This window comes from Nocardioides sp. SR21 (assembly GCF_022761125.1).
Classification (GTDB): domain Bacteria; phylum Actinomycetota; class Actinomycetes; order Propionibacteriales; family Nocardioidaceae; genus Nocardioides.
The window spans coordinates 387,808-414,203 of sequence record NZ_JAKWJR010000002.1; the positions used below are offsets into that span (position 1 = coordinate 387,808).

General features: G+C 71.9%; 28 protein-coding genes. 18 read left to right on the forward strand and 10 right to left on the reverse strand.

Features of this window, described 5'->3' with window-relative positions:
• Positions 1-86 precede the first annotated feature (86 nt).
• The 3 genes from MJ604_RS05165 to MJ604_RS05175 all read right to left on the reverse strand — a co-directional run bounded on the left by MJ604_RS05165 (position 87) and on the right by MJ604_RS05175 (position 2,231).
• Entirely contained in the window at positions 87-398 is a 312-nt protein-coding gene (locus tag MJ604_RS05165; RefSeq protein ID WP_243057225.1) for a DUF6221 family protein, read from the reverse strand.
• Positions 399-531: 133 nt separating this feature from the next.
• Positions 532-1,677, reverse strand: a complete 1,146-nt coding sequence (locus MJ604_RS05170) for a DUF1214 domain-containing protein (RefSeq protein WP_243057226.1) — start codon at positions 1,675-1,677, stop codon at positions 532-534.
• Positions 1,674-2,231 (reverse strand): TetR/AcrR family transcriptional regulator, encoded by a 558-nt coding sequence (locus MJ604_RS05175; RefSeq protein ID WP_243057227.1) that lies wholly within the window; start codon positions 2,229-2,231, stop codon positions 1,674-1,676. The genes MJ604_RS05170 and MJ604_RS05175 overlap by 4 nt, the downstream gene beginning before the upstream one ends.
• A 28-nt stretch (positions 2,232-2,259) precedes the next feature.
• Here MJ604_RS05175 and MJ604_RS05180 point away from each other — a divergent pair, with 28 nt between their 5' ends.
• On the forward strand, positions 2,260-3,477 hold the full coding sequence (locus MJ604_RS05180; protein WP_243057228.1) for a sulfotransferase: 1,218 nt from the start codon (positions 2,260-2,262) through the stop codon (positions 3,475-3,477).
• Here MJ604_RS05180 and MJ604_RS05185 read toward each other — a convergent pair.
• Positions 3,474-4,550 carry an LCP family protein gene (locus MJ604_RS05185; protein WP_243057229.1) on the reverse strand — a complete coding sequence of 359 codons (1,077 nt, stop codon included), beginning with the start codon at positions 4,548-4,550 and terminating at the stop codon, positions 3,474-3,476. The genes MJ604_RS05180 and MJ604_RS05185 overlap by 4 nt on opposite strands.
• 135 nt (positions 4,551-4,685) lie before the next feature.
• On the opposite strand from MJ604_RS05185, the gene MJ604_RS05190 reads away from it, so the two are divergent.
• Both MJ604_RS05190 and MJ604_RS05195 read left to right on the forward strand, forming a co-directional pair.
• Positions 4,686-6,164, forward strand: a complete 1,479-nt coding sequence (locus MJ604_RS05190; RefSeq protein ID WP_243057230.1) for a DNA-3-methyladenine glycosylase 2 — start codon at positions 4,686-4,688, stop codon at positions 6,162-6,164.
• 1 nt (position 6,165) lies between these two features.
• Positions 6,166-6,645, forward strand: a complete 480-nt coding sequence (locus MJ604_RS05195; RefSeq protein WP_243057231.1) for a methylated-DNA--[protein]-cysteine S-methyltransferase — start codon at positions 6,166-6,168, stop codon at positions 6,643-6,645.
• A 212-nt stretch (positions 6,646-6,857) separates the two neighbouring features.
• On the opposite strand, the gene MJ604_RS05200 is transcribed toward MJ604_RS05195, so the two are convergent.
• Entirely contained in the window at positions 6,858-7,580 is a 723-nt protein-coding gene (locus MJ604_RS05200; RefSeq protein WP_243057232.1) for an IclR family transcriptional regulator, read from the reverse strand.
• A 104-nt stretch (positions 7,581-7,684) separates the two neighbouring features.
• Here MJ604_RS05200 and leuC point away from each other — a divergent pair, with 104 nt between their 5' ends.
• From leuC to MJ604_RS05215, 3 genes are all read left to right on the forward strand, one after another.
• Positions 7,685-9,112, forward strand: coding sequence for a 3-isopropylmalate dehydratase large subunit (leuC, locus tag MJ604_RS05205; protein WP_243057233.1), 1,428 nt, complete (start codon positions 7,685-7,687; stop codon positions 9,110-9,112).
• A 1-nt stretch (position 9,113) separates the two neighbouring features.
• Entirely contained in the window at positions 9,114-9,719 is a 606-nt protein-coding gene (leuD, locus tag MJ604_RS05210) for a 3-isopropylmalate dehydratase small subunit (protein WP_243057234.1), read from the forward strand.
• Between the two features lie 222 nt (positions 9,720-9,941).
• Complete coding sequence (locus MJ604_RS05215; protein WP_243057235.1) at positions 9,942-10,574, forward strand: HU family DNA-binding protein; 633 nt, start codon at positions 9,942-9,944, stop codon at positions 10,572-10,574.
• Positions 10,575-10,626: 52 nt separating this feature from the next.
• On the opposite strand, the gene cofC is transcribed toward MJ604_RS05215, so the two are convergent.
• Positions 10,627-11,265, reverse strand: a complete 639-nt coding sequence (gene cofC / locus MJ604_RS05220) for a 2-phospho-L-lactate guanylyltransferase (protein WP_243057236.1) — start codon at positions 11,263-11,265, stop codon at positions 10,627-10,629.
• Positions 11,266-11,325: 60 nt separating this feature from the next.
• On the opposite strand from cofC, the gene MJ604_RS05225 reads away from it, so the two are divergent.
• From MJ604_RS05225 to MJ604_RS05250, 6 genes are all read left to right on the forward strand, one after another.
• The gene (locus MJ604_RS05225; RefSeq protein ID WP_243057237.1) at positions 11,326-12,099 is read left to right on the forward strand and encodes a 1-acyl-sn-glycerol-3-phosphate acyltransferase; all 774 of its coding nucleotides are present in this window, start codon (positions 11,326-11,328) and stop codon (positions 12,097-12,099) included.
• A gap of 67 nt (positions 12,100-12,166) precedes the next feature.
• Positions 12,167-13,168, forward strand: a complete 1,002-nt coding sequence (locus MJ604_RS05230; protein ID WP_243057238.1) for an NAD(P)H-dependent glycerol-3-phosphate dehydrogenase — start codon at positions 12,167-12,169, stop codon at positions 13,166-13,168.
• Between the two features lie 68 nt (positions 13,169-13,236).
• On the forward strand, positions 13,237-13,965 hold the full coding sequence (locus MJ604_RS05235) for a dienelactone hydrolase family protein (protein WP_243057239.1): 729 nt from the start codon (positions 13,237-13,239) through the stop codon (positions 13,963-13,965).
• A 91-nt stretch (positions 13,966-14,056) separates the two neighbouring features.
• A complete protein-coding gene (locus MJ604_RS05240; RefSeq protein WP_243057240.1) occupies positions 14,057-14,209 on the forward strand; it encodes a hypothetical protein in 153 nt (50 codons plus the stop codon).
• Positions 14,210-14,269: 60 nt separating this feature from the next.
• Positions 14,270-14,761, forward strand: a complete 492-nt coding sequence (locus MJ604_RS05245) for a SigE family RNA polymerase sigma factor (RefSeq protein ID WP_243057241.1) — start codon at positions 14,270-14,272, stop codon at positions 14,759-14,761.
• Complete coding sequence (locus MJ604_RS05250; RefSeq protein WP_243057242.1) at positions 14,758-15,915, forward strand: hypothetical protein; 1,158 nt, start codon at positions 14,758-14,760, stop codon at positions 15,913-15,915. Before MJ604_RS05245 ends, MJ604_RS05250 begins: the two co-directional genes overlap by 4 nt.
• Here the strand turns inward: MJ604_RS05250 and MJ604_RS05255 are convergent.
• Complete coding sequence (locus tag MJ604_RS05255; protein WP_243057243.1) at positions 15,912-16,967, reverse strand: PLP-dependent aspartate aminotransferase family protein; 1,056 nt, start codon at positions 16,965-16,967, stop codon at positions 15,912-15,914. The two genes, MJ604_RS05250 and MJ604_RS05255, sit on opposite strands and share 4 nt — an antisense overlap.
• A 97-nt stretch (positions 16,968-17,064) precedes the next feature.
• Here MJ604_RS05255 and murF point away from each other — a divergent pair, with 97 nt between their 5' ends.
• Both murF and MJ604_RS05265 read left to right on the forward strand, forming a co-directional pair.
• Positions 17,065-18,417: a UDP-N-acetylmuramoyl-tripeptide--D-alanyl-D-alanine ligase gene (gene murF, locus MJ604_RS05260; RefSeq protein ID WP_243057244.1), complete on the forward strand. Its 1,353-nt coding sequence runs from the start codon at positions 17,065-17,067 to the stop codon at positions 18,415-18,417.
• 11 nt (positions 18,418-18,428) lie between these two features.
• Positions 18,429-19,496 (forward strand): D-alanine--D-alanine ligase family protein, encoded by a 1,068-nt coding sequence (locus MJ604_RS05265; RefSeq protein ID WP_243057245.1) that lies wholly within the window; start codon positions 18,429-18,431, stop codon positions 19,494-19,496.
• Positions 19,497-19,500: 4 nt separating this feature from the next.
• Here MJ604_RS05265 and MJ604_RS05270 read toward each other — a convergent pair whose 3' ends face one another.
• Positions 19,501-19,998, reverse strand: a complete 498-nt coding sequence (locus MJ604_RS05270) for a DUF3515 domain-containing protein (protein WP_243057246.1) — start codon at positions 19,996-19,998, stop codon at positions 19,501-19,503.
• Positions 19,999-20,030: 32 nt separating this feature from the next.
• Positions 20,031-20,267, reverse strand: a complete 237-nt coding sequence (locus MJ604_RS05275; RefSeq protein ID WP_028645383.1) for an Lrp/AsnC family transcriptional regulator — start codon at positions 20,265-20,267, stop codon at positions 20,031-20,033.
• 88 nt (positions 20,268-20,355) lie between these two features.
• On the opposite strand from MJ604_RS05275, the gene MJ604_RS05280 reads away from it, so the two are divergent.
• On the forward strand, positions 20,356-21,306 hold the full coding sequence (locus MJ604_RS05280; protein WP_243057247.1) for a thiamine-phosphate kinase: 951 nt from the start codon (positions 20,356-20,358) through the stop codon (positions 21,304-21,306).
• A 248-nt stretch (positions 21,307-21,554) separates the two neighbouring features.
• Here MJ604_RS05280 and rpmB read toward each other — a convergent pair whose 3' ends face one another.
• Complete coding sequence (rpmB, locus tag MJ604_RS05285) at positions 21,555-21,740, reverse strand: 50S ribosomal protein L28 (RefSeq protein ID WP_181644901.1); 186 nt, start codon at positions 21,738-21,740, stop codon at positions 21,555-21,557.
• Positions 21,741-21,923: 183 nt separating this feature from the next.
• Between rpmB and MJ604_RS05290 the strand changes: the two genes are divergently transcribed.
• The 3 genes from MJ604_RS05290 to rsmD are packed head-to-tail and all read left to right on the forward strand — an operon-like array spanning position 21,924 to position 26,396.
• On the forward strand, positions 21,924-23,579 hold the full coding sequence (locus tag MJ604_RS05290) for a DAK2 domain-containing protein (protein ID WP_243057248.1): 1,656 nt from the start codon (positions 21,924-21,926) through the stop codon (positions 23,577-23,579).
• 10 nt (positions 23,580-23,589) lie between these two features.
• Positions 23,590-25,824, forward strand: a complete 2,235-nt coding sequence (locus MJ604_RS05295) for an ATP-dependent DNA helicase RecG (RefSeq protein WP_243057249.1) — start codon at positions 23,590-23,592, stop codon at positions 25,822-25,824.
• Positions 25,821-26,396 carry a 16S rRNA (guanine(966)-N(2))-methyltransferase RsmD gene (gene rsmD / locus MJ604_RS05300; RefSeq protein ID WP_243057250.1) on the forward strand — a complete coding sequence of 192 codons (576 nt, stop codon included), beginning with the start codon at positions 25,821-25,823 and terminating at the stop codon, positions 26,394-26,396. The genes MJ604_RS05295 and rsmD overlap by 4 nt, the downstream gene beginning before the upstream one ends.

The following is a 26,396-nucleotide window of genomic DNA, read 5'->3' on the forward strand; positions in this document are numbered from 1 at the left end:
CGATTGTGTCGCGGGCGCGGTCCGCTCGACTTGGTGGGTCCGACAGGTCCGGGCGTCCCGAGTGGTGCGGTCGTACGAGCCGCGGCTCAGGCACCCCAGGCCGGATCGTGGTCCGGGTGGTCGGCGTACGCCGAGGCGACCATGCGGAGCGTGGGACACGGGTCGTCGCCGACGCCGAACCAGGCCGCACGGTCGTTCTCCGGGAGGGGCGCGCGCGGGCACTCGTGCGGTCCGTCGTGGAACGCGACGATCCGCCGCTTGGCCTCGCACCCGGCCACCACGCGGTCCTCGATCACGTAGGTCCCGAGGACGCCGTCACGGACCTCGACGCGGGACCATCTGCTCGCGTTCTTCTCGTCCTCCGCGATGCGGTCCAGCAAGAACCCGATGATCCTCACGACGCACCAGCCTCCTTCGCGGCCTCGACTTAGTCGCGAACGCTCCCACACCGCTCGGCCGGTTGCCCAGGTTCTCTCCCAGCCTTTACGGACGCGGGCGTATTCTTTACGGACTGGTCTGGATGTCCCCGGGTCAGGAGACCGACATCGGGGCGTCGGTGACCTTCACCAGCGACACCACGGGCTGCTCCGGGACCCGGTCGACGAGGAACCACCGGAACGCGAGGTTCCCTCGCGGCAGGTCGAGGGTGGTGATCGCGTTCGGGTGGTCGAGCTGCCGACGCGCGATCACGGTGGTGACCGTGCCGTCCGCGTTGGGTACGGCGGCGCCGCCGTTCACCGAGATCCGACCGTCGGTGACGTTGCGCCCGGCCATGTACTGGTTCCACACGATCAGGCTCCAGAACCGGCACTCCGGCGGCCGGTGGGTGACGACCAGGGCCTCGTCCTCGGCGAGGTCGAAGCTGCCGAACGAGTAGCACGCGTCGGTCGCCGACCAGCCGAAGTTGAAGTCCGGGACCTGGTACGGCGCGGCGAAGTCGTTGGCCACCTGGGAGATCTCGTGCCCGAGGTCGTGGCGCTCGTCGTCGTTGCGTACGCCGACGGCCAGCGGGACGATCGCGAACATGGTGCGCAGCCAGGTCAGCGTGGACCGCAGCGACTGCGCGGTCCCGGCGTCGCCGTGGTCGAGCGGCCCGGGCTCGTCGAGCGCCACGACCTCCCACTCCACGCGGCGTCCGGTGAGCGGGTCGACCTGGTAGTCGCGGGTGAGCACGGCGGCCGCGTCGGGGGCGAGCTCGACGAAGACGCCGTCGTACCCCTCCGGCCGGGACGGCCCGATCTGGAACGAGAACCGCCCGTCGGCGTCGAGCTCGAGGTCCTCGTCCTTGACGACGCCGACCACCTTGTCCGACCAGGCGCCGGGGGAGGGCTCGTTGTAGATCGTCGCCGAGAAGTAGGCGCTGTCGCCGCGCTGCCCGCTGATCAGGTAGTTGCGCTGCGGGTCGATCACGATGAACGAGTAGTAGGCGTCGGTGTTGTCGCCGCCCCAGCGCCGGTCACGGCGGAAGGGCGTGACGAGGTCGGAGAACCGCGGGCGGCCAGGGTCGGAGAACAGGTACGTGTCCAGCCCGACCCCGAGGACGGTCGCGAGCATCCGGTAGCCGTCGGCCACCGCCTGCTCGCCGGACACGGCGCGGTCACCGGTGAGGAAGCTGCCCTCGAGGTCGCGCAGTCCGTCGAGGAGCTCGTGCCAGGCGGCTGTCGATTCGTACGTCACGGTGCGATGCCTTTCAGGAGGAGGGTGGTCGTGCGGTCGATCCAGGCGTCGTCGAGGTCGTCGCCGCCGCGGAACAGGAGGGCCAGCAGGGTCGTCCCGGCCATGGCCTCGATGACGGCATCGGGCTCGATGCCGGCGCGGGCGAGCCGGTCGCGGGCGGTGCCCAGCGGTCCGTCCGCGAGACGCCCCACGAGGGCCGCGTGCAGCGTGGGGTCGGCCGCGAACTCCGCGATCAGGCCGGGGACCGCGGCGCGCGCGACCGGGTGGGCGAACACGTCGACGCAGGCGCGGACCATCGCGCGCAGGTCGGTCGCCAGGTCGCCGGTGTCGGGGACCTGCACCCGCTCCGCGTCGGTCGGGAACGCCGCCTCGTGCGCGAGGTGCGCCTTGCTCCGCCACCGCCGGTAGATCGCCGGCTTCGTCGTACCGGCCCGCTCGGCGACGGCGTCCATCGTCAGGTCGGCGTACCCGACCTCGACCAGCAGCTCGGCGGTCGCGTCGAGGAGGGCGCGGTCGATGCGCCGGTCACGTGGTCTACCCGGGGCTGTCGTCATTACGAAACTGACCGTAACGTAATCGGGCGTGGTGCACCTGGACGATCTGGACCAGCCGCGGTTCGCTCCCGACATCGAGGAGATCCGCGGCTTCATGACGGCGATGGCCGAGCCGCTCCGGCTCGAGTCCGCCGCGCTGCACGAGCAGGCGCGGGCCGAGACCGGGCTGAGCGACTTCGGGCCGCGCGACTACGAGGAGCGGCTCGACGTGCTGCTTGCCGCGATGCGCGAGATCGACGGCCTCGACGGGCCGGGTCTGCTCAACCTGCACTCGCAGCTGCTCCAGATGCTGCGCAACCGGCTGCTGCTCACCGACCTGCTCGCGCAGCATCCGGAGATCCATGACATCGAGCTGGTACCGCCGGTGGTGATCGCCGGCCTGCCGCGCACGGGTACGACGCACCTGCACAACCTGCTCGCCGCGGGTCCGACGTTCCGCACCCTGCCGTACTGGGAGAGCATGGAGCCGCTGCCGATGCCGGGCGAGGTGGGCGACGCCGACCGCCGGGCGCGCGCCGACCTGGCCGTCGGGTTCATGAACGCGGCGATGCCGCACTTCGCGCTGATGCACGAGATGACGACCGACCACGTGCACGAGGAGATCCAGCTCCTCGCCAACGACTTCTCCACGATGTTCTTCGAGACGGTCGCGGAGGTCCCGGCCTGGCGCGACCACTACCTGGCGCACGACCAGCAGCCGCACTACCGCTACCTGCGGACCCAGCTGCAGGCGCTGCAGCACGTGCGCGGCGGGCGGCGCTGGCTGCTGAAGTCGCCGCAGCACCTCGAGCAGCTGCCCGCGCTGGAGGCGGTGTTCCCCGGACTCACCGTCGTGGTGACGCACCGCGACCCGGTGCCGGTCACGATCTCGATGGCCACGATGATCGCCTACACCGCGCGCATGCACCGGAGCCCGGTGCCGGCCGCGAAGATCGGCCACTACTGGGCCGACCGGATCGACGTGATGCTGACGGCGTTGGTGCGCGACCGCGACGCTGTCCCGCCGGATCGCTCGATCGACGTCCGCTTCGACGAGTTCATGGCCGACGACCTCGCGACGGCCGATCGCGTCCTCGCCCTCGCCGGTGAGCAGGTCACGCCCGAGGCGGCTGCGGCGATGGCCGACTACCTCGCCGGTCATCAGCGTGGCCGGCTCGGCACCGTCGACTACCGCGCCGCCGACGTCGGCCTCGACGAGGACGAGCTGCGCGAGCGCTTCGCGCCGTACGCCGCCCGGTTCCTCTAGGCGCAGAGGCCGTTGGCGGCGGCGCTCTCCGCGGAGCCGCTCGGGTTGCGGCCACTGATCGCGCCGCGACCGAACGCGCCGAGCGGCTCGTCGTCGATGACCTTCTCCCAGAGCTCGTCGGCCTCGGGGGTGAGCTGCAGGCGGCCCCAGTTCGGGTCGCCCGTCGGGAACTCCGAGGTCGGCGCGGTGACGAAGCGGATCTTGTCGAGGTCCGCCTTGCGCAGCGAGGACGCCAGCTTCACGAGCTCGCCGACGCTCGCGAGCTCGGGGTTCGTGGTGATCGAGTCCGCGAGGGCGCTGGCGAACTTGTAGAGCTTGTCGGGACGGGTCAGCGTGTTCGCGGACATCACCTGGCTCAGCATCGACGCGACGAACGCCTGCTGGCGCTTCATCCGGCCGAGGTCGGAGTTCGGGGTCGAGCTGCGCTGCCGCACGTACGCGAGCGAGTCCTCGCCGTCCAGGAGGCGGTCGCCGGCGTCGAGGTGGATGTTGTGCTCGTCGTCGTCGATGTCGTACGGGATGCAGATCTGCACGCCACCGATGGCGTCGACCATGTCCTTGAAGCCGCCGAAGTCGACCACGACGTAGTCGTCGATGAAGACGCCGGTGACGGACTCGACCTGGGCGACGGTGCACGCGGCGCCGCCGACGGCGTACGCCTCGTTCCAGGTGACCTCCGTCGCGGCCGGGATCGACTTCTCGCCGTCGTGGCACTCGGGCCGGTCGACCAGGGTGTCGCGCGGGATCGAGATGCCGTACGCCTCGCGCCGGCCGTCCGCGACGTGGAGCAGCATCGTCAGGTCCGAACCGCCGAGGCCGCCCTCGCCGTCGATGCTGCAGCCGTCGCAGTCGCGGGCGTCGGTGCCGATGACCAGCATGTTGAAGGCGCCGGTCGGGAGCTCCGGCTCGGGACGCTCGACACCCGGCGGGTGGATGATCGAGGGGCCGACGTCGATCTTCTTGTCGACCTGGTTGTAGGCGAAGACGACGGTCGCGGCAGTCACCAGCGCCACGACGAGCTCGGCGACCACGATGACGCGCAGGACTGAGCGTCGGCGTCGAGCATCCGGCACGGTGGTCTTCCCTCCCCAAGGATCCCCGAGATCCGGGATCAGCCTAGACGGGGCCTGTTAACCCGGCGTCACTACGCTCATGGCGGTGTCCGATTTCCGCCAGAAGGTGTCGGCGCCGTGAGTCAGGATGGGGTCATGAACAGCGAGCGACTCGACCCGGAGTCCTGCTACCGCGCGGTGAAGTCGCGTGACCGGCGCTTCGACGGTGTCTTCTACACCGCAGTCCGCACCACCGGCATCTACTGCCGGCCGTCCTGCCCGGCGCGGACCCCGGCGTACCAGAACGTCACGTTCCACCCCAGCGCGGCGTCCGCCCAGGCGGCCGGCTACCGCGCCTGCAAGCGCTGCCTGCCCGACGCGACGCCGGGCAGCCCCGACTGGGACGTCGCCGCCACCGCGGCCGGTCGCGCGATGCGGCTGATCGCCGACGGCGTGGTCGACCGCGAGGGCGTGGACGGTCTGGCGACCCGGGTCGGGTACACGCCGCGGCACCTCACCCGGCTGCTGACCGGGGAGCTCGGTGCCGGCCCGCTCGCCCTCGCCCGCGCCCGGCGCGCCCAGACCGCGCGGGTGCTGATCGAGACGACCGAGCTGACGTACGCCGACATCGCGTTCGCGTCCGGCTTCTCCAGCGTCCGGCAGTTCAACGACACGATCCGTGAGGTCTACGCGTCGTCGCCGACCGAGCTGCGCGGCCGGCGCGGGCGCGGCACGACGACCGGCGCGGTGACGATGCGGCTCGCGGTACGCACGCCGTTCGCCGGACGCGCGCTGCTCGACTTCCTCGCGGTGCGCGCGATTCCAGGTGTCGAGGCGGCCGGAGACGACTGGTACGCACGGACGCTCTCGCTCCCGCACGGCTCGGGGATCGTCCGGCTCGAGATCCCCGACGTCGCCGAGCCCGGGCAGACCGCGTTCGTCTCCGCGACGTTCGCGCTCGAGGACCTGCGCGACACCGCCGCCGCGACCGAGCGGGTACGCCGGCTGCTGGACGCGGACTGCGACCCGGTCGCGGTGTCCGACGCGTTCGCCGGCGACCCCGTGATCGGCCCGCTCGTCCGGGCGGTGCCCGGGCTGCGCGTGCCCGGCCACGTGGACGGCCACGAGATCGCCGTCCGCGCGGTGCTCGGTCAGCAGGTCAGCGTCGCCGGCGCCCGGACGGTCGCAGCCCGACTGGTCGCCGAGCACGGCCGCGCGGTCGCGCACCCGGTCGAGGGACTGACCCTCCTGTTCCCGTCCGCATCGACGTTGGCCGGACTGTCGCCCGAGGACCTGCCGATGCCGCGCTCACGCGGCCGGGCGCTGATCGCGCTGTGCGCGGCGCTGGCCTCCGGCGACATCGCCCTCGACCGGGGGCCCGACCGCGACGACGTACGCCGCTCGTTGCTCGCGATCCCGGGCATCGGGCCGTGGACCGCCGACTACATCGCGCTGCGCGCGCTCGGTCATCCCGACGTCTTCCTGCCGACCGACATCGGCATCCGCGACGCGCTCGCCGGCCTCGGCCGCGACCCGTCGACCGCTGCGGACCTCGCCGAGGGATGGGCGCCCTGGCGCTCGTACGCGCAGCTGCACCTCTGGCATACCCTCACGCCCACGAGCAAGGAGCAATGAGATGTGGACCGTCATCGACTCGCCGATCGGTGAGCTGCGGCTCGTCGAGCAGGGCGGCGCCATCACCGCGATCGAGTTCTCGCCGTTCCGCGACAACGACGGCCGGGTGCGCGGCGACCGCGCCGACGACAATCCGGTGCTCGTCGAGGCCGCGCGGCAGCTCGCGGCGTACTTCTCCCGCGACCTCAAGGAGTTCGACCTCCCGCTCGCGCCGCAGGGCAGCGACTTCCAGCAGCGCGTGTGGGACCAGCTCCTCGGCGTCGGCTGGGGCGAGACCGCGTCGTACGGCGAGATCGCGCACCGGCTCGGCCACACCAACGCCGCGTCCCGTGCGGTCGGCCTGGCCAACGGCCGCAACCCGATCCCGATCGTGATCCCGTGCCACCGGATCATCGGCGCCAACGGGACGCTCACCGGCTACGCCGGCGGGCTCGACCGCAAGCAGCTCCTGCTGGAGCTCGAGCAGGATGCGTTGTTCTGAGTGACGGGCGAAGCCCGTCACTCAGATAGCACGACGCAGGTCGAGTAGCCGCGCGAGCGAGGCACGAGCTCGCGACCGGCGTATCGAGACCCGGTGAGTCGAGAAGCAGCCGGTGCTCCGTCTCGATACGCGAGTCGCGACCTCCTTCGTTGCTCGCGCGGCTACTCGACCAGGATGCTGATTCCCAGCCTTCGCGAGCTCAGGCTGGGGCATCACTCAGCAGCAGCGCGCCGCAGCGACTCCGACAACCGCTCCGCGGCGGCGAGGACGGCGGGGGCGTGCATCCGGCCCGGCTGGCGCGAGAGGCGCTCGAGCGGGCCGGAGACCGAGACGGCGGCGATCACCTTGCCGCCGGGGGAGCGGACCGGGGCGGAGACCGAGGCCACGCCCTGCTCGCGCTCGCCGATGGACTGGGCCCACCCGCGGCGGCGGATTCCGGAGAGGGCGGCGGCCGAGAAGGCGGCGTTCTGCAGACCGCGGTGCATGCGCTCCGGGTCCTCCCAGGCGAGCAGCACCTGGGCGGCCGAGCCGGCGCGCATCGTGAGCTGCGAGCCGACCGGGATGGTGTCGCGCAGGCCGGAGGGGCGCTCGGCGGCAGCGACGCACACGCGGTGCTCGCCCTGGCGGCGCCAGAGCTGGGCGGACTCGCCGGTGATGTCGCGCAGTCGCGCCAGCACCGGGCCGGCGGTGGCGAGGAGCCGGTCCTCGCCGGCCGCGGCGGAGAGCTCCGAGAGCCGCGGGCCGAGCACGAAGCGGCCCTGCATATCGCGCGCGACGAGGCGGTGGTGCTCGAGCGCGACCGCGAGCCGGTGGGCCGTCGGTCGGGCCAGGCCGGTGCCGGCGACCAGGCCCGCGAGGGTGGCCGGTCCGGACTCGAGGGCGGTGAGCACGAGGGCGGCCTTGTCGAGCACGCCGACGCCGCTGGAGTTGTCCATATGGCAATACTGCCGTCTCACAACCTGGGATGCAAGTGGTACGGTATGTGAGATCGAACGGATCACCAGTTGACGTCACGACGACGTGAGGGAAGAGGGAACCGATGGGCAAGACCCTGTCAGAGAAGGTGTGGGACGAGCACGTCGTCCGCTCGGTCGAAGGGGAGCCCGACCTCCTCTTCATCGACCTCCACCTCATTCACGAGGTCACCTCGCCGCAGGCGTTCGACGGCCTCCGCATCGCCGGCCGACAGGTCCGCCGCCCCGATCTGACGCTCGCCACCGAGGACCACAACGTCCCGACCCTCGACTGGGACAAGCCGATCGCCGACCCGGTCTCGCGCACGCAGGTCGAGACCCTGCGCAGGAACTGCGAGGAGTTCGGCGTCCGCCTGCACCCGCTCGGCGACATCGAGCAGGGCATCGTGCACGTCGTCGGTCCGCAGCTCGGCCTGACCCAGCCCGGCATGACGATCGTCTGCGGCGACTCGCACACCTCCACGCACGGCGCGTTCGGCTCGATCGCCCACGGCATCGGTACGTCGGAGGTCGAGCACGTGCTCGCCACCCAGACGCTGCCGCAGGCGCGCCCGAAGACCATGGCCGTCACCGTGAACGGCACGCTCCCCGACGGCGTCACCGCCAAGGACCTGATCCTCTACCTGATCACCCAGGAGGGGACCGGCGGCGGCCAGGGCTACATCGTCGAGTATCGCGGCCAGGCGATCCGCGAGCTCTCGATGGAGGCCCGCATGACCGTCTGCAACATGAGCATCGAGTGGGGCGCCAAGGCCGGCATGATCGCTCCCGACGAGGTCACGTTCGCCTACCTCGAGGACAAGCCCGAGGCGCCCAAGGGCGCCGAGTGGGACGCCGCGGTCGCGCACTGGAAGACGCTGGTCTCCGACGACGACGCGGAGTTCGACAAGGAGATCGTGATCGACGCGGCCGACATCACGCCGTGGGTCACCTGGGGCACCAACCCCGGCCAGGGCGCGCCGCTCGGCGGCACCGTCCCGTCGCCGGCCGACTTCGAGGACGCGATCGACAAGGTCGCGGCCGAGAACGCCCTGCGCTACATGGACCTCGAGGCCGGTACGCCCCTGCGCGAGGTCACGATCGACACCGTCTTCGTCGGCTCGTGCACCAACGGTCGCCTCGAGGACCTGCGTGAGGCCGCCTCCGTCATCAAGGGCCACAAGGTCGCCGACGGCACGCGCATGCTCGTCGTCCCGGGCTCGGCGCGGGTGCGCCTCGAGGCCGAGGCCGAGGGTCTCGACCTCGTGTTCAAGGAGGCCGGCGCCGAGTGGCGTGGCGCGGGCTGCTCGATGTGCCTGGGCATGAACCCCGACACCCTGGCCCCGGGCGAGCGCAGCGCCTCGACGTCGAACCGCAACTTCGAGGGCCGCCAGGGCAAGGGTGGTCGCACCCACCTCGTGTCGGTGCCGGTCGCGGCCGCCACCGCCGTCCGCGGCACGCTGTCCACGCCCGCCGACCTGGTCTCGACGAGCTCGACCAACGGAGGGAACTGACATGGAGAAGTTCACCAGCCACACCGGTGTCGGCGTCCCGCTGCGTCGCAGCGACGTGGACACCGACCAGATCATCCCGGCCGAGTACCTCAAGCGGGTCACGCGCAGCGGCTTCGAGGACGGCCTGTTCTCGGCCTGGCGCAACGACCCGACCTTCGTGCTCAACAACCCGGCGTACGCCGAGGGCTCGGTCCTGATCGCCGGCCCGAACTTCGGCACCGGCTCGTCGCGCGAGCACGCCGTCTGGGCGCTGCAGAACTACGGCTTCAAGGCCGTGATCTCGCCGCGCTTCGGCGACATCTTCCGCGGCAACTCCGGCAAGGCCGGCCTGCTGACCGGCAAGGTCGACGAGAAGGTCGTCCAGCGACTGTGGGACTACCTCGACGAGAACCCTGGCGCCACCGTCACCGTCGACCTCGAGTCCCGCACGGTGCGTGCCGGCGAGGGCCCCGACGCGATCGAGGACTCCTTCGACATCGACGACTACACCCGCTGGCGGCTGCTCGAGGGGCTCGACGACATCGGGATCACGCTCGGACACGAGGCCGACATCGCGTCGTACGAGGCGAATCGGCCGAGTTGGAAGGCCGTGACGATTCGCGGCTGACAAACCGTCTCTCTGAGGGCGAATTCCCAAGCAGGCTTGGGGATTCGCCCTCATTGCGTTCCAGAACCCGCTCAACAGAGACGAAATCGCGTTCTGAGAAAACGGAAAAACATCACGGAAAACACCGCGTGGTGATTGTGACGAGCGCCGCGAATACCTAGCGTGCATTGAAGAAAGTCGAGCACGGGCTCGACCACTTGTCGTTCATTGGAAGGGAAGACAGTGAACAAGTCAGAGTTCATCGACGCACTGGCGGGTCGTTACGAGGGCAACCGCAAGGCCGCGGCCCACGCTCTCGAGTCCGTGCTGGACACGATCACGCGCGAGGTCGCCAAGGGCGAGAAGGTCGCCATCACCGGCTTCGGGTCGTTCGAGAAGCGGATCCGCGAGGCCCGCTGGGTCCGCAACCCGCAGACCGGCGCTCGCATCAAGGCGAAGAAGACCGCGGTTCCGAAGTTCACCGCTGGCGCGGACCTGAAGAACGTCGTCTCCGGGGCCAAGAAGCTCCCGAAGCTGACGCTGACGGCTGCTCCGGCTGCTGCGAAGAAGGCTGCGGCGCCGGCGAAGAAGGCCGCCGCCGCGACCAAGAAGGCCGCTCCGGCCAAGAAGGCGGCGCCCGCCAAGAAGGCTGCTCCGGCCAAGAAGGCGGCTCCGGCGAAGAAGGCGGCTGCCAAGAAGGCTCCGGCCAAGAAGGCGCCCGCGAAGAAGGCGGCTCCGGCCAAGAAGGCTCCCGCCAAGAAGGTCGTAGCCGCGAAGAAGGCGGCTCCGGCGAAGAAGGCGGCTGCCAAGAAGGCTCCGGCCAAGAAGGCGCCGGCGAAGAAGGCTCCGGCCAAGAAGGCCGCCAAGAAGGCCTGACCTCGCTGGTCCGAACTGCGACGGGCCGTCACTCCTCTGGAGTGGCGGCCCGTCACTCGTCTGTGGGTACGACGGCCGCGGTGCGCGGCCCGATCCCCAGCGCCACCGCGGACCTGAGGTCGTCGAGGTCGTCGACGTCGCGGCGCACCGACGCCGGCACGTCCGCGAGCTCGTCGGCCCCGGCGTCCACGTGTGCGTCGCGCGACCCGGGGCCGAAGCGCGGGTCGAACTCCTCGAAGCCCGCGACGTACAACGTGGTGCCGGTACCAGCGGCGTCGGGCACGAACGACGGGTACGGCAGCACGGCTCGCGCCAGCGCCGCGTCGAGGTCCTCGGCGCGCAGCGAGGGCAGGTCCGCGCACAGCGCCACCGGCGCGAGCTCCGGCCAGCGCCGGTGCGCCTCGGCCGCGGCCAGGCGCAGCGCGCCGTTCAGGTCGTCGGTGACGCCGTCGGGGATCGACACGGCGCCGAGGGACCCGAGGATCGAGGAGAAGCGGGCGTCGTCGGTCACGGCCAGCACCTGCGCCACGGACGTGGCGGCGAGGCAGGCGGCCACGGTGTCCTGGGCGAACGCCTCGGCCAGCGACCGGCGTACGTCGGTGTCGAGCCCGAGCAGGCGCGACTTCCCGACCGCCGGTGGCTTCACGGGGACGAGGACGACGAATTGCTGATCGGGTCGGTGCTCGGACATCGCGCCGATCCTGTCAGGCCGCTCCACGTCCGGAGCACGGTGTCCGAGTAACCTGCGTCCGTGACGGTACGCAAGCTGCAGCAGAGACGCGGGTGGGCATGGTCCATCGGCGTCGCCATCGTGAAGCCGCTGCTGCTGCTCACGACCAAGCGCACGTGGATCGGCGGGGAGAACATCCCCGTGTCCGGTGGGTTCATCCTGGTGCTGAACCACATCTCGCACCTCGACCCGTTCATGGCCGCGCACGTCGTCTACGACCACGGCCGGATGCCGCGCTACCTGGCGAAGTCCGGGCTGTTCAAGAACAAGCTGCTCGGGTTCTTCCTGCGCTCGGCCGGCCAGATCCCGGTCGAGCGTCTGAGCAAGAACGCCGTCGGTGCGTACGCCGCCGCAGTCGCCGCGGTGCGCAGCGGGGAGGCCGTCGTGGTCTACCCCGAGGGCACCATCACCCGCGACCCGAACGGCTGGCCGATGCTCGGCAAGACCGGCGCGGCGCGCATCGCGCTCGAGACCGGCTGCCCGGTGATCCCGGTCGGCCAGTGGGGCGCGCAGTCGCTGCTCGCGCCGTACTCGAAGAAGCCCGACCTGTTCCCGCGCAAGCAGATCACCATGAAGGTCGGCCCGCCGATCGACCTGGCCGACCTGGCGGAGCAGCCGCGGTCCGCGGCCTCGATCGCCGAGGCGACCGACCGGATCATGACGACGATCAAGGACCTCGTCGAGGACGTCCGTGACGAGCCGGCTCCGGCCGAGCTGTTCGACCCGAAGAAGGCCGGCATGAACGAGATCGGCAATCCGAACCGCAAGACCATCCCGGGAGAGGACCCCGCATGACCACCCCATGGACTCCCGGGCTTCCCCCGCTCCGCTCCTCCAGCCCCCGATTCCACGGGGACCCCGGATGAGCAAGGTCGCCGTCTTCAGTGCCGGCTCCTGGGGCACCGCCTTCTCGATCGTGCTGGCCGACGCCGGCAACGACGTGACGCTGTGGGCGCGCCGCGAGGAGCTCGCCACCGCGATCAACGACCGGCACGAGAACCCGGACTACCAGCCCGGAGTCGAGCTGCCGCACACGATCAGCGGCACCCACGACGTCGAGAAGGCGCTGCACGGCGCCGACCTCGTCGTGCTCGCGACGCCGTCGCAGACGCTGCGGCAGAACCTCACCGAGTGGGCGCCGTACGTCGAGAAGGATGCGGTGTTCGTGTCCCTCATGAAGGGCGTCGAGCTCGGCAGCCTCGAGCGGATGAGCCAGGTGATCGCCGAGGTCACCGGAGCCGGCCCGGAGCGGATCGCGGTCGTCAGCGGGCCGAACCTCTCCCCGGAGATCGCCCGCCGCGAGCCGGCCGCGTCGGTCGTGGCGTGCGAGGACGAGGACGTCGCGAAGATGATCCAGGGGCGCATCCACTCCGCGGCGTTCCGCCCGTACACGTCCGTCGACGTGCTCGGCTGCGAGCTCGGTGGCGCGTACAAGAACGTCGTGGGTCTCGCGGTCGGCATGGCCGTCGGCCTCGGCTTCGGTGACAACACGACCGCGTCGGTCATCACCCGCGGCCTCGCCGAGACCGCCCGGCTCGCGATGGCGCTCGGCGCCAACCCGCTCACGCTGATGGGCCTCGCCGGCCTCGGTGACCTCGTCGCCACCTGCTCGTCGCCCCTGTCACGCAACCGCACGTTCGGCGAGAAGCTCGGCCAGGGCATGACGACCGCCGACATCTACGCCTCCACCAACCAGGTGGCCGAGGGCGCGAAGTCCTGCTCGTCGCTGCTCGCGCTCGCCGACCGGACCGGTGTGGACGCCCCGATCGCCCAGGCCGTCACCGCGGTCGTCGACGGCCGGATGACCGCGCAGGACATGATGGAGGCGTTCATCGCGCGCGACACCAAGGCCGAGACCGACTGAGACGTCCGGCAGTACCTGGGCTGGCTTCGCTCGCACCTCGACACCACCCTGCGACTACGGTCTGCGGCATGCGCGCGACCATCGAGATCCAGGCGCCGGGCGGGACCGCCGAGGCGTACCTGACCGGCGAGCCCGGCAACCCGGGCGTCCTGCTCTACGTCGACGCGATCGGGCTGCGGCCGCGGACCGAGGAGATGGCCGACCGCATCGCGTCGTGGGGGTACGTCGTCCTGGTGCCGAACGTCTTCTACCGCGCCGGCCGCGCAGCGGACCTCGCGCCGACCGGGGACCTGCGCGACCAGGGTGCGCGCGAGGCGTTCTTCGCCGGCGGCGTCATGGACCGCGTGCACGGACTCACGCCCGACCTCGCAGAGCCGGACGCCCGTGCGTGGGTCGCCGAGCTCGAGGGGCACGCCGCCGCCGGACCGATCGGCGTCACCGGCTACTGCATGGGCGCGCGGCTCGCGGTCCGCACCGCGGGCTGGTTCCCCGGCACGGTCGCCGCGGTCGGCGGCTTCCACGGCGGCGGACTCGTCACCGGCGCGGCGGACAGCCCGCACCTGTCGATCGCCGGCTCGACCGCGGCGTACGTCTTCGGGCACGCCGACCGCGACCCCGGCATGACGCCCGAGCACGTCGCGGCCCTCGAGCTCGCCCTGGCGGACCACCCCCACCTCAACGAGATCTACCCCGGCGCGCGGCACGGGTACTCGATGGCCGACACGTCGGTCTACGACGAGGCCGGCGCCGAGCGGCACTTCCGTGAGCTGCGGGCGCTGCTCGAGCGAACTCTCTGACCGACCCTCGAGGGGGCTGGCGGGCGCCGCCGATGAGGAGTAGCAATGGAGCAGCGCGGGCGAGCGTGCCCGCGGAGACGGAGGGAACGAGATGGCTGCTCATCTGCCCGCTGACGCCGAGCACCCGCACGCGTACGACGATCGGCGCTCGACGATCACCGCGATCCTGGCGGTGGTGCTGCTGAACGCCACGATCATCGGGGTGTTCATGTTCATCACCTGGCTGACGTACAACACCGACTGACCAGGCCGCCTGTCTCGCTTCAACCGAACGGGCACCCCCGCGCGTTGAGAGGGTGTGACGGTGTTGAGGCGGGAGTCGTTCGAGGAGTGGGCGCGATCCCGCCAGCAGCGGCTGGTGCGGTCGGCCTACCTGGTGACCGGTGACTTCCAGCGCGCCGAGGACCTCGTGCAGGAGGCGCTGATCCGCGCGGCGCAGCGGTGGGACACGTTGCGCGACGGCCAGCCCGACGCGTGGGTGCGCACGGTCGTCTTCCGCGAGCACGTCTCGTGGTGGCGCCGGGTGCGACGCGAGACGGTCACCGACGAGCCACCCACGGGGCTGCTCGATCCGCCCGGTGAGGCGCCGGTGATGATCCAGGACGCCCTCGCCCTGCTCACGCACAAGCAGCGGGCGGTGCTCGTGCTGCGCTACATCGAGGACCTCAGCGTCGCCGAGACCGCGGCGGTCCTCGGCGTCAGCGACGGCACCGTCAAGAAGCAGGCATCCGTCGCGCTGGCCAGCCTCCGCGAGATCGCGCCCGGGCTCGAGGAGCTGCAGGAGGAGCTGTCATGAGACTCGCCGACCTGGCCGAGCAGATCGACCTGCCCGAGACAGACGTGGTCACGGGCGCCTGGGACGCCGCCGTACGACGGACCCGGCGCCGACGCGCCGTGGTCGTCGCCGCGAGCGCGGCGGTGGTGCTGGTGGTCGTCGGTGTCTCGGCGTTGTCGTTGCGTGGCGAGCCGGAGCGGCCGCAACCGGCGGTGCCCGAACCCACGCCGACCGTGACCGAGTCGCCGCAGGGCATCGACCACTCCAACACCCAGCGCCTGGTGTCACCCGAGCTGTGGGAGGGGCTCTCGAGCCTGGAGCCCGGGGCGACGACCGACCTGTCCGAGGACCCGATGGACGAGGGGGTGTTCGCGACCGTGGACCCGGACGACGGAGCGGTCCCGATCGTGCTCGGCTCGGACGGCCGTTGGCGCCGGGTCGACGTGCCGGGGCTGGTCCTCATCGACGACGGCGGTGGCTACACGTCCCCGGTGGTCAGGCCGACGGCGTTCTCGGCGGACGGCACGCACCTCGCGCTGCCGCAGCCGGACGCGCTCGTCGTCGTCGACCTCACCGACGGCAGCCACCGGACCTATCCGATGCCCGACGACTTCCTGTCGTACGCCGTCTGGGCCGACGACTCGCACGTCCTGGTCTCGTCGGAGGGAGCCACGACCAGCACGCTCGTCGACCTCGACTCCGGCGACACCGTCGCCGCCGACCTCCCGCCGGACACCGTGTTCGCCGACGGCGACAGCCTGAGCTGGGGGCGCTCCGACCAGGTGCTCGACTGGGGGTCGCGACCCGACGTACCCACCCTCGCCAACAACGCCGGCGGCCTGGTCGAGTACCCGCCGCTGCTGAAGGACGGACTGGCCATCGGCGACATGACGGTCGGCTCGCGCACCGTCGGCAGCGAGGACCCGCCGCTCGGCAACGGCGTCGTTGCCGTCGACACGAGCAGCGGCGACGTCCTCGCCTACCTGCACGTCGGTCCGGGCCCGGGGCTGATCGCGCTGCTGGGCTGGGACGGCGCCCTGCCGGTCGTCGGCTTCGTCGACCGCACGGGAACGCACCTGAGCATGGCGATCGCGGTATGGGACTACCGCGCCGGGAACCTCCGGCCGATCGCCGAGACGAGCGGCATGGCCGTCGCGTGGCGCCGGTCGCTCTAGGCGAGCGCCTGCGCGAGGTCGGCCCAGAGGTCCTCGACGTCCTCGATGCCGACCGACAGCCGCACCAGGCCGGCCGGGATCGTGTCCGGCTCGGCGTTCCACCTGCGCCGGCGCTCGTACGTCGACTCCACGCCGCCGAGCGAGGTCGCGTACAGCCACGTCCGCAGCCGCTCGGGCAGCCGATCGGCCGCGTCGGCACCGTCCGCGAGCACGATCGAGATGATGCCGCCGAAACCCGGGTAGCGGACCTCGCTGAGCGCGGGGTGACCGTCCAGGCGCCGGGCGAGCTCGGTCGCGTTCGCCTGGGCCCGCTCGACGCGCAGGTGCAGGGTGCGCAGGCCGCGCAGCGCGAGGTAGGCCTCGAGCGTGCCGGGGGTGGTGCCGAGCAGGTCGCGGCGACCCTTGAGGACGGCGTACAGCTCGTCGTCCGCGGTCACGATCGCGCCCATCAGCGCGTCGCTGTGGCCGGCGATGTACTTGGTCGCCGAGTGCAGGACGATGTCGACGCCCTGCTCGATCGGGCGCTGGATCACCGGCGTCGCGAACGTGTTGTCGACCACGACCCGGGCGCCTTCGGCGTGCGCAGCCTCGGTGATCGCTGCGATGTCGGCGATCTCGAGCGCCGGGTTGGTCGGCGACTCGAACCACACGAGCGCCGCGTCGTCGCACGCGGCCGCGACGGCCGCGGTGTCGGTGATGTCGACGAGCCTGGTGCGGATCCGGCCCCGCATCTCGAGGTCGGCCAGCTGGAGCAGGGTGCCGGTGTACGAGTGCCTCGGGGCGACGACGATCCCGTCCTGGCCGACCAGGTCGAGCACGGTCGTGACCGCCCCCATCCCGGAGCCGAAGCTCAGGCAGCGACCCCCCTCGAGCGCGCCCAGCGCGTCCTCGAACGCCGCCCAGGTCGGGTTGCCGTAGCGGCCGTACTCCACGTCGCCGCCGGCGCCGTACGTCGAGGCCATCGTGATCGGCACGTTCAGCGGCTGGTCCGGTCCGCGCTCGGGACGACCGGCGTGGACGGCGACCGTGGCGGGCTTCCTGCTGTCGGGCATGGGGCAAACACTAGATGGGGAGATTCGAGGGGCGTGCACGCGAGCGGCGCTCGCGGAGCGCGCGAGCCCGCGGATCTCGTCATCTAGGGTCAGGGGCATGATCGCGATGACGCTGGCCGAGGTCTCGGAGGTCGTGGGCGGCGAGGTCGTCGGCGCGACCGAGCCGGTCGTCGTCGACGGGCCGGTGAGCATCGACGGGCGTGAGCCGGCCCCGGGCGGGCTCTTCGTCGCGTTCGTCGGTGAGCGCTCCGACGGTCACGAGCACGCCGCGCAGGCGGGGGAGAACGGCGCGGTCGCGGTGCTCGGCAGCCGGCCGACCTCGCTGCCGACCGTGGTGGTCGACGACGTCCAGGCGGCCCTGCAGCGGCTGGCGGCGCACGTCGTCGCCCAGCTGAGGCGCACCCACCAGCTGACCGTGGTCGCGATCACCGGCTCCCAGGGCAAGACCTCCACCAAGGACCTGCTCGCGGCGGTGCTCGCCGACGCCGCACCGACCGTCGCCACCCGCGGGTCGTACAACAACGAGATCGGGATGCCGCTCACCGCGCTGCGCAGCGGCCCCGACACGCGCTACCTGGTGCTCGAGATGGGGGCGCGCGGCCGCGGCCACATCGCCGAGCTCGCCGCCCTGGTCGCGCCCGACGTCGCGCTGGTGCTGAACGTCGGCGTCGCGCACCTCGGTGAGTTCGGCTCCCGGGACGCGATCGCTCAGGCCAAGGGCGAGCTCGTGGAAGCCCTCACGACAGCCGGTACGGCGGTGCTGAACGCGGACGACGACCGCGTGGCGGCGATGGCCTCCCGGACGCCGGGTGCGGTCGTCACGTTCGGGGCCGAGCGCGAGGCCGGCGTCCGGGTCGAGGAGCTCACCCTGGACCGGCTCGGCCGGCCGTCGTTCGTCCTCGCGGCCGGTGGTGAGCGGGTGCCGGTCACGCTCCGGCTGGTCGGTGCGCACCAGGCGCTCAACGCCGCCGCGGCGGCCGCGGCCGCCCTCGCGGCCGGGCTCGCGCTGCCGCAGGTCGGCGCCAGCCTCGGCGACGTCGCCGAGCTCTCGCAGTGGCGGATGGAGCTGCACGAGCTCGCCACCGGCGTGATCGTCCTCAACGACGCGTACAACGCCAACCCCGACTCCATGCGCGCCGCGCTCGACGCGCTGGCCGTGATCGGCGCGGACGCGGGGGTGCGCCGTACCGTCGCGGTCCTCGGTGAGATGCGCGAGCTGGGGGAGACGTCCGCCGCCGAGCACCGCGCGGTCGGCGAGTACGCCGCTGGGCTCGGGATCGACGAGGTCGTCGCCGTCGGTGAGCCGGCACGGGAGATCGGCGGCACCTTCCTCGAGGACAACGCGGCCGCCGTGGCGTGGGTCGCCGAGCACGTCGGCGAGGGTGACGCAGTCCTCTTCAAGGCCTCCAACGGAGCGCGCCTCTTCGAGGTCGCGGCCACGCTTGCGTAGGGTTGCTTCCCGTGTCTGACAAGGTCCGCGTTGCCCTGCTCTTCGGAGGCCGCTCCGGCGAGCACGCGATCTCGGCCGCCACCGCCGCCGGCGTGATGAAGGCGATCGACCGCGACAAGTACGACGTGCTGCCCGTCGGCATCACCCGCGAGGGGCAGTGGGTCCTCACCAGCGGTGACACGCAGCAGTGGGAGCTCTCGGCGAGCAAGCTGCCCGAGGTCACCACCGAGGCCGGTCGCTCGGTCGCGACGCTCGCCGACCTCGGCGAGGTCGACGTGGTCTTCCCGCTGATGCACGGACCGTTCGGCGAGGACGGCACCATCCAAGGGCTGCTGGAGCTGGCCGACGTCCGCTACGTCGGCTCCGGCGTGCTCGCGTCGGCCGTGGGCATGGACAAGCAGTACATGAAGATCGTCTTCGCCGGCCACGGCCTACCGGTCGGCCCGTACGTCGCGATCGCGCCGCGCGACTGGGAGAGGCGCCAGGACGCCGTGCTCGCCGAGATCCAGGAGCGGCTGACGTTCCCGGTGTTCGTGAAGCCGGCGCGCGCGGGCTCCTCGCTGGGCGTGCGCCGCGTCGACGTGCCCTCCGACCTCGTCGAGGCGATCGAGGAGGCTCGCTTCCATGACCCCAAGGTGCTCGTGGAGCAGGGCCTCGAGGGCCGCGAGATCGAGTGCGCCGTCCTCGGCGGGCGCAACGGCGGCGAGCCCCGGACGTCGGTTCCTGGCGAGATCGTCGTCGACCACGACGCGGCGGACTTCTACGACTTCGAGGCCAAGTACCTCGGCGGCACGCAGGCGCGCACCGAGGCGCCCGCCGACCTGCCCGACGACGTGGCGGCGCGGGTGCGGGAGCTGGCGTCCCAGGCGTTCGAGGCGATCGGCGCCGAGGGTCTTGCCCGCGTCGACACGTTCGTCACGCCGGGCGGCGAGGTCGTCCTCAACGAGATCAACACGATGCCGGGCTTCACCCCGATCTCGATGTACTCCCAGATGTGGGAGGCCAGCGGTCTGTCCTACACGGACCTGGTCGACGAGCTGATCCAGCTCGCGCTCGAGCGCCGGACCGGCCTGCGCTGAGCGGCTAGAGGCACTTTCCGGACTTCTCGAGGTTCGCCTCGATCAGTTCGGCCAGCTCGCCCGCGGTGTTCGGGAACCCGTCGGGCCGGTACTCGCCCGGCAGGTCCACGTGGACGCGCGGGCGGTAGTTCATCTCGGTCATCGGCACGTCGGTGGTCTCGTCGCCGTCGAACATGTCCTTGAACACCTCGTCGGGGACGAACCAGCCGGTCTGCTTCACCGCGATGCAGGTCGAGGTGTCGCTGAACTCCGGCGGCTGCTCGACGCCGCACGTCAGCACGATCGCGGGGTCGCCCCAGGCGGCGCCGTACTCCGTGTCCCCGGCGACCTCGACGGACTCCTGCCCGGCGAGGGTGTCGGGGAGCTTCGCGACGAAGTCGCGACAGGCCTGGGCGTCCGCGTCCGACATGTCGGCGGCGTGGATCTCGGGCGGGCCGCTGCTGCAACCGGCCAGCAGGACGAGCCCGGCGAACGCGACGACGCCCCGCGTCCAGGAGGACACGGGGCGTCGTGAACGAGCGGGGTGGATCACCCTCAGATGTGCACGACCGGGCAGGTCAGCGTCCGGGTGATGCCGTCGAGGTTCTGGACCTTCGAGACCACGAGCTTGCCGAGCTCGTCGACGTTGCGCGCCTCAGCACGCACGATGACGTCGTACGGACCGGTGACGTCCTCGGCGAGGGTGACACCCTTGACCTGGGCAATCGCGGTGGCGACCTCGGCAGCCTTGCCGACGTCGGTCTGGATCAGGATGTACGCCTGGACGACCATCGAGCTCTCCCTGGTGTCTGGATACGGGGACGTGTCGCGGTCAACCTATCGTGCGCCCCACCGCACCGCATCTGGTGGGATGGTCCCCATGCCGTTCCCACATGACGCGACCCTGGCCGACGCGGGCGAGTTCGGGCTGATCTCGGAGCTGGTCGCGCTGTTCCCGCAGGGCGAGCACGTGCTGGTCGGGCCGGGCGACGACGCCGCGGTGCTGCGGGTCCGCAACGGACACGTCGTCGTCTCGACGGACCTGCTGGTCGAGGGGAACCACTTCCGCCGCGACTGGTCCTCGGCCGAGGACATCGGCCACCGGGCGGCCGCGCAGAACCTGTCCGACATCAACGCGATGGGCGGCCGGGCCACGTCGCTGACCATCGGGCTCGCGGCGCCCGCCGACCTCCCCGCGGCGTGGGCGCTCGACTTCGCCCGCGGCTTCGCCGACGAGTGCTCCCTGGTCGGCGCGAGCGTCGTCGGCGGTGACCTGACCCGCTCGGACAAGGTCGTCATCGCGGTCACCGTGCTCGGCAGCGTGACCGCGTCGCCCGTGCTGCGCTCCGGCGCCCGCCCCGGCGACACCCTCGCGCTGTTCGGCCGCCAGGGCTGGGCCGCCGGCGGCCTCGCGGTCCTCGGCCGCGGCTTCCGCTCCCCGAAGGTCCTCGTCGACGCCTACAAGCGCCCGGAGCCGCCGTACGACGCCGGCCGGGTCGCCGCCGAGGCCGGCGCCACCGCGATGATCGACGTCTCCGACGGTCTGCTCGCCGACGCGGGACACATCGCCTCTGCCTCCGGCGTCGCGATCGACGTGCACGCCGCGGCGTTCGACATCGCCGAGCCGCTGCAGGCCGTCGGCGCCGCCCTCGGCGCCGACCCCCTGCAGTTCATCCTCGGCGGGGGAGAGGACCACTCGCTGCTCGCGACCTTCCCCGACGCCCTCGCCGTACCGACCGGCTGGCTGCGGGTCGGCACCGTCGCCGAGGGCTCGGGCGTCACCGTCGACGGTGCGGAGTACGACGGTCCCACGGGCTGGACGCACTTTTAGCTGCCTTCCAGCCCCGAGCTTGCTCGGGGCTGGAAGACGCAGCAGCAAGGTCGAGTAGCCGCGCGAGCGAGGGACGAGCTCGCGACCGGCGTATCGAGACCCAGTTGGCACAGGCAGTCGGTCGGGCGCAGCGGTCTCGCTGGCGCTCGCGGCAGCGGTCTCGCTGGCGCTCGCCACTCGACCAACGAGAGTCGCGACATGCAAAAGGGCCCCGACCGATTGGTCGAGGCCCTTCTGGGAGAGCTAGATCAACGGGTGACCTTGCCGGCCTTGAGGCAGCCGGTGCACACGTTGAGGCGCTTCGGGGTGCCGTTGACCTTGGCACGCACGCGCTGGATGTTGGGGTCGAAGCGACGCTTCGTGATCTTGCGGGACCACGGCCGGTTGTTGCCGAAGCCGGGCTTCTTGGCGCAGATGTCGCAGACGGCAGCCACCGTGTACTCCTGAACGAATCGATGATGTGAACTGAACTGAAAACGTGGGGCCCGGCGAGCGGGCAACCGCACAAGAGTATCCGATGCCCAGCCGCACTCGAAAATCGAGCCGGACGCACTAGCCTGTGGCACTCGACTCACCGAGCAGGTGCCCGGTGGTCAGTCTCCACGATCGAGGACGGCATGGAAACTCCGGGCAGCGCGAGCATCACGCTCGGAGCGGTGCTGCGGTTCGTGGACATCGCCGTCGACGCCCTCTCGGAGGCGCGCGAAGAGATCGACGCGCTCAACGTCTACCCGGTGCCCGACGGCGACACCGGCACGAACATGTACCTCACCATGTCCGCCGCCCGTGACGCCGTCCGCGACGCGACCGGCGGCGACCCGGAGGCCGACCTGGGCCCGGCGCTCGCGGCGTTCAGCCGGGGCGCCCTGCTCGGCGCGCGTGGCAACTCCGGCGTCATCCTCAGCGAGATGATCGGCGCCCTGGCCCGCCGGATCGTGCAGGCGACGCCCGACGAGCGCCGCGCGCTCGTGATGGCCGAGGCGCTGCGCCAGGCCACCGAGGCGAGCTACGCCGCGGTCGGCGACCCGGTCGAGGGCACCATGCTCAGCGTCATCCGCGGCGCCGCGGAGGCGGGCGCGGAGGCCGCGCAGGCGCCGACCGCGCGCTCCAGCGACGTGTTCACGGCCGCCGCCCAGGGAGCGCGTACGGCGCTCGCGCGCACGCCCGAGCAGCTCCAGGTGCTGCGCGACGCGGGCGTCGTCGACGCCGGCGGCCGCGGCATCAGCGTGATCCTCGACGCGGCGGAGACCGTGCTGACCGGCCGGCGCCCGGTCCCGGTCACCTCACCGCTGGGCAGCCGCACCATCCCGATCCCGACCACCCCGACCGGCGACCTGACCCCGGAGGGACCGTCGTACGAGGTCATGTACCTCCTCGACGCCGAGGACGCCGCGATCCCGGCGCTGCGCAGCGCGCTGGCCCCCCTGGGCGACTCGCTCGTCGTCGTGGGCGGCGAGGGACTGTGGAACGTCCACGTGCACGTCGACGACGTCGGCGCCGCGGTCGAGGCGGGGATCGCCGCCGGACGGCCGCACCGGATCCGCGTCACCCACTTCGCCGAGCAGATCGCCGAGGTCCGCCAGCGCGCCACGGACCGGCAGGGTCGCCGGGTCGTCGCGGTCGCGGCCGGCCCCGGGCTCGCGAGCCTCTTCGAGGAGGCCGGCGCGATCGTCGTACCCGGAGGTCCCGGGAGGCGGCCCTCCACCGGCCAGGTGCTCGAGGCGATCACCACCTGTGGCGCCTCCGAGGTCATCGTGCTGCCCAACGACGCCGACTCCGTGCGGGTCGCGCAGATCGCCGCGAGCACCGCCCAGGCCGACCTCGAGGGCGCGATCCGCGTCGCGGTGATCCCGACCCAGGCCCAGGTCTCCGGCCTCGCCGCGATCGCGGTGCACGAGCCCGGGCGCGCGTTCGACCAGGACGTGCTCGAGATGACCGCGACCGCGCGGCACGCGCGCCAGGGCGCGGTCACCGTCGCATCGCGTCAGGCGATGACGATGGCCGGGCCGTGCGAGCCGGGCGACGTGCTCGGGGTCGTCGCGGGCGACTTCGCGGTCGTCGGCGAGGAGCTGTTCGCCGTCGCGACCGACGTGCTCGACCGGCTCCTCGGCGGTGGCGGCGAGCTCGTGACGATCGTCGCGGGCGCCGAGGACGCCGAGGGTGCGCTGGCGACCCGGTGCGCCGGTTACGTGGAGGAGCACCACCCGGCTGTCGACGTCGTGGTGTACGACGGTGGTCAGGAGCGGTACCAGCTCCTGGTGTCCGTCGAGTAGAGGAGCCTGGTTGATCAGTCTCGACTCACCGGTGATCGCAGTCCTCGGCGACCACAAGAAGAAGCGGGAGGGGATCGAGGAGCGGCTTGGCCTGCGCACGGTCGGCGACCTGCTCCACCACTTCCCGCGGCGCTACGTGAAGACCGGCGAGCTGACCCGCGTCGACGACCTCGAGGACGGGCAGATGCTCACCGTCGTCGGCCAGATCGCGCACAGCAAGCTCAACAGCTACACCGACCGGCGCACCGGCCGCCCGGCGTACCGCCTCGACGTGAGCGTGCGCACCGACGGGCCGTCGTTCCGCATGTCGTTCTTCGCCAAGGGCAAGCACATCGGCGAGTGGCACCAGAACCGTCTCCCCGTCGGGCGCCGCGGCATCTTCCTCGGCAAGGTCGGCAGCTTCCGCGGCGACTGGCAGCTGACGAACCCCCAGCTGGTGCTGTTCGGCGACCCCGACGAGGACGCCGCGCAGCTCTCACTCGACAAGATCGGCGAGTTCTACCCGATCTACCCGCTCACCAAGGGCGTCGACTCGTGGGACATCCAGCGCGCGGTCGCATTCGCGCTGACGGTCGTCGATGACGTGCCCGACCTGATCCCCGAGGCGGTGCGCGAGGAGTACGGCCTCCTCGACGTCCGTACGGCGCTCGAGCGCATCCACAACCCCCACGACTACGGCGAGATCAGCGCCGCCCAGCGACGCTTCCGGTTCGACGAGGCGCTGGTCACCCAGCTGGTGCTGGCGCGCCGTCGCCGCGCGGTCCGTGAGCTCGGCGCGCAGGCGCGCACCGGCGGCGGCGGGCTGCTGGCGGCGTTCGACTCCCGGCTGCCGTTCGACCTGACCGCCGGGCAGCGTGAGATCGGCGCCCAGATCGAGGAGGACCTCGCCCAGCCGCACCCGATGAACCGGCTGCTCCAGGGTGAGGTCGGCTCCGGCAAGACCCTCGTCGCGCTGCGCGCGATGCTGCGCACCGTCGACTCCGGCGGCCAGGCGGCGCTGCTCGCGCCGACCGAGGTGCTCGCCCAGCAGCACCACCGCTCGATCACCGCGATGCTCGGCGACCTCGCCGCGGGCGGGATGCTCGGCGGCGCGGCCGACGCGACCAACGTCGAGCTGCTCACGGGCTCCATGACCAAGGCGCAGCGCACCGCGCCGATGTCGCGGATCGCGACGGGGGAGGCCGGGATCGTCATCGGCACCCACGCCCTGCTCGAGGAGAAGGTGATCTTCGCCGACCTCGGCCTCGTGGTCGTCGACGAGCAGCACCGCTTCGGCGTCGAGCAGCGCGCTGCGCTCACCGACAAGGCCGGCACGCCGCCGCACGTCCTGGTGATGACCGCGACCCCGATCCCGCGCACCGTCGCGATGACGGTCTTCGGCGACCTCGAGACCTCCACGCTCACCGAGCTGCCCGCCGGCCGCGCGCCGATCCAGACCAACCTGGTCCCGCTGGCCGAGCAGCCGCAGTGGATCAGCCGGGTCTGGGAGCGGGTCCGCGAGGAGGTCGAGAAGGGCCACCAGGTGTACGTCGTCTGCCCGCGCATCACCGGCGACGAGCACGAGCAGGGGGAGAGCGACCAGCTCGACGTCGACGAGGACGGCAACACCGTCGCCCCGACCGCGCCGGCCGCCGGCCTGAGCGCGGTCGAGGAGGTCGCCGCGGAGCTCGTCGAGGGACCGCTGCACGGCCTCCGCGTGGAGAAGCTGCACGGCAAGCTGCCGCCGGAGGAGAAGGACGCCGTCATGCGGGCGTTCGCCGCCGGCGACGTCGACGTCCTCGTCGCGACGACGGTGATCGAGGTCGGCGTCGACGTCGCGAACGCGACCGCGATGGTGCTCCTCGACGCCGACCGGTTCGGCGTCTCGCAGCTCCACCAGCTGCGCGGCCGCGTCGGCCGGGGCGGCCTGCCCGGGCTGTGCCTGCTGGTCTCCCGCGCCGAGGTCGGGTCGCCGGCGCGCGACCGGCTCGACGCGGTGACGAGCACCACCGACGGCTTCGAGCTCAGCCGCGTCGACCTCGAGCAGCGCCGCGAGGGCGACGTTCTCGGCAAATCGCAGTCGGGATACCGCTCGGGCCTGCAAACTCTGCGCGTGCTGCGTGATGAGAAGACGATCGTGGAGGCGCGCGCCGCCGCCGTCGCCCTGCTGGAGGCCGACCCCGACCTCGCCCACGCGGGCGACCTGGGCGCCGCCGTGACCGCGCTCGAGGAATCGGTGCAGTCTGACTTCATGGAGAAGTCGTGACGCGGATCATCGGCGGCACGGCAGGAGGCCGGCGGATCACGACGCCGCGCGGCGTGCTGACGCGACCCACCAGCGACCGGGTGCGCGAGGCGCTGTTCTCCGCCATCGAGTCGTGGAGCGGATCGCTGCACGGGCTCCGCTTCCTCGACCTGTACGCCGGCTCGGGGGCGATCGGCCTCGAGGCGTGGTCCCGCGGCGCCGGCGTGGTCACGCTGGTCGAGCAGGACCGCAGGACCGCCGCGCTGATCTCCGAGAACGCCCGCTCCATCGGGTTCGCGCGCGCCAACGTCGTGGCGGCGCCGGTCGCGAGCACGCTGCACCGGCCACCGAGCGCGCCGTACGACATCGCGTTCCTCGACCCGCCCTACCCGCTGTCGGAGGACGCCCTCGCCACGGACCTGCTGGCGCTCACCGCCGAGGGCTGGCTGGTGCCGGGCGCCCTGGTGATCGTGGAGAGGTCCGGTCGCAGCCCGGAGCCGCGGTGGCCCGACGGCATCACCGGCGACCGCGAGAAGCGGTACGGCGAGACCGTGCTTTGGTACGGTCACGCCGCCCCCGAAGCAGAGGAGTAG

Bases quoted from the DNA above. Each gene is read 5' to 3' on its own strand.
- leuD (WP_243057234.1), top strand. From the start codon at position 9,114: ATGGAGAAGTTCACCAGCCACACCGGTGTCGGCGTCCCGCTGCGTCGC.
- MJ604_RS05275 (WP_028645383.1), bottom strand. From the start codon at position 20,267: ATGGTCGTCCAGGCGTACATCCTGATCCAGACCGACGTCGGCAAGGCT.
- MJ604_RS05175 (WP_243057227.1), bottom strand. From the start codon at position 2,231: ATGACGACAGCCCCGGGTAGACCACGTGACCGGCGCATCGACCGCGCC.
- MJ604_RS05255 (WP_243057243.1), bottom strand. From the start codon at position 16,967: ATGCCCGACAGCAGGAAGCCCGCCACGGTCGCCGTCCACGCCGGTCGT.
- MJ604_RS05280 (WP_243057247.1), top strand. From the start codon at position 20,356: ATGCCGTTCCCACATGACGCGACCCTGGCCGACGCGGGCGAGTTCGGG.
- MJ604_RS05235 (WP_243057239.1), top strand. From the start codon at position 13,237: ATGCGCGCGACCATCGAGATCCAGGCGCCGGGCGGGACCGCCGAGGCG.
- leuC (WP_243057233.1), top strand. From the start codon at position 7,685: ATGGGCAAGACCCTGTCAGAGAAGGTGTGGGACGAGCACGTCGTCCGC.
- MJ604_RS05250 (WP_243057242.1), top strand. From the start codon at position 14,758: ATGAGACTCGCCGACCTGGCCGAGCAGATCGACCTGCCCGAGACAGAC.
- murF (WP_243057244.1), top strand. From the start codon at position 17,065: ATGATCGCGATGACGCTGGCCGAGGTCTCGGAGGTCGTGGGCGGCGAG.
- MJ604_RS05200 (WP_243057232.1), bottom strand. From the start codon at position 7,580: ATGGACAACTCCAGCGGCGTCGGCGTGCTCGACAAGGCCGCCCTCGTG.
- MJ604_RS05190 (WP_243057230.1), top strand. From the start codon at position 4,686: ATGAACAGCGAGCGACTCGACCCGGAGTCCTGCTACCGCGCGGTGAAG.
- MJ604_RS05195 (WP_243057231.1), top strand. From the start codon at position 6,166: ATGTGGACCGTCATCGACTCGCCGATCGGTGAGCTGCGGCTCGTCGAG.
- MJ604_RS05230 (WP_243057238.1), top strand. From the start codon at position 12,167: ATGAGCAAGGTCGCCGTCTTCAGTGCCGGCTCCTGGGGCACCGCCTTC.
- MJ604_RS05240 (WP_243057240.1), top strand. From the start codon at position 14,057: ATGGCTGCTCATCTGCCCGCTGACGCCGAGCACCCGCACGCGTACGAC.
- cofC (WP_243057236.1), bottom strand. From the start codon at position 11,265: ATGTCCGAGCACCGACCCGATCAGCAATTCGTCGTCCTCGTCCCCGTG.
- MJ604_RS05290 (WP_243057248.1), top strand. From the start codon at position 21,924: ATGGAAACTCCGGGCAGCGCGAGCATCACGCTCGGAGCGGTGCTGCGG.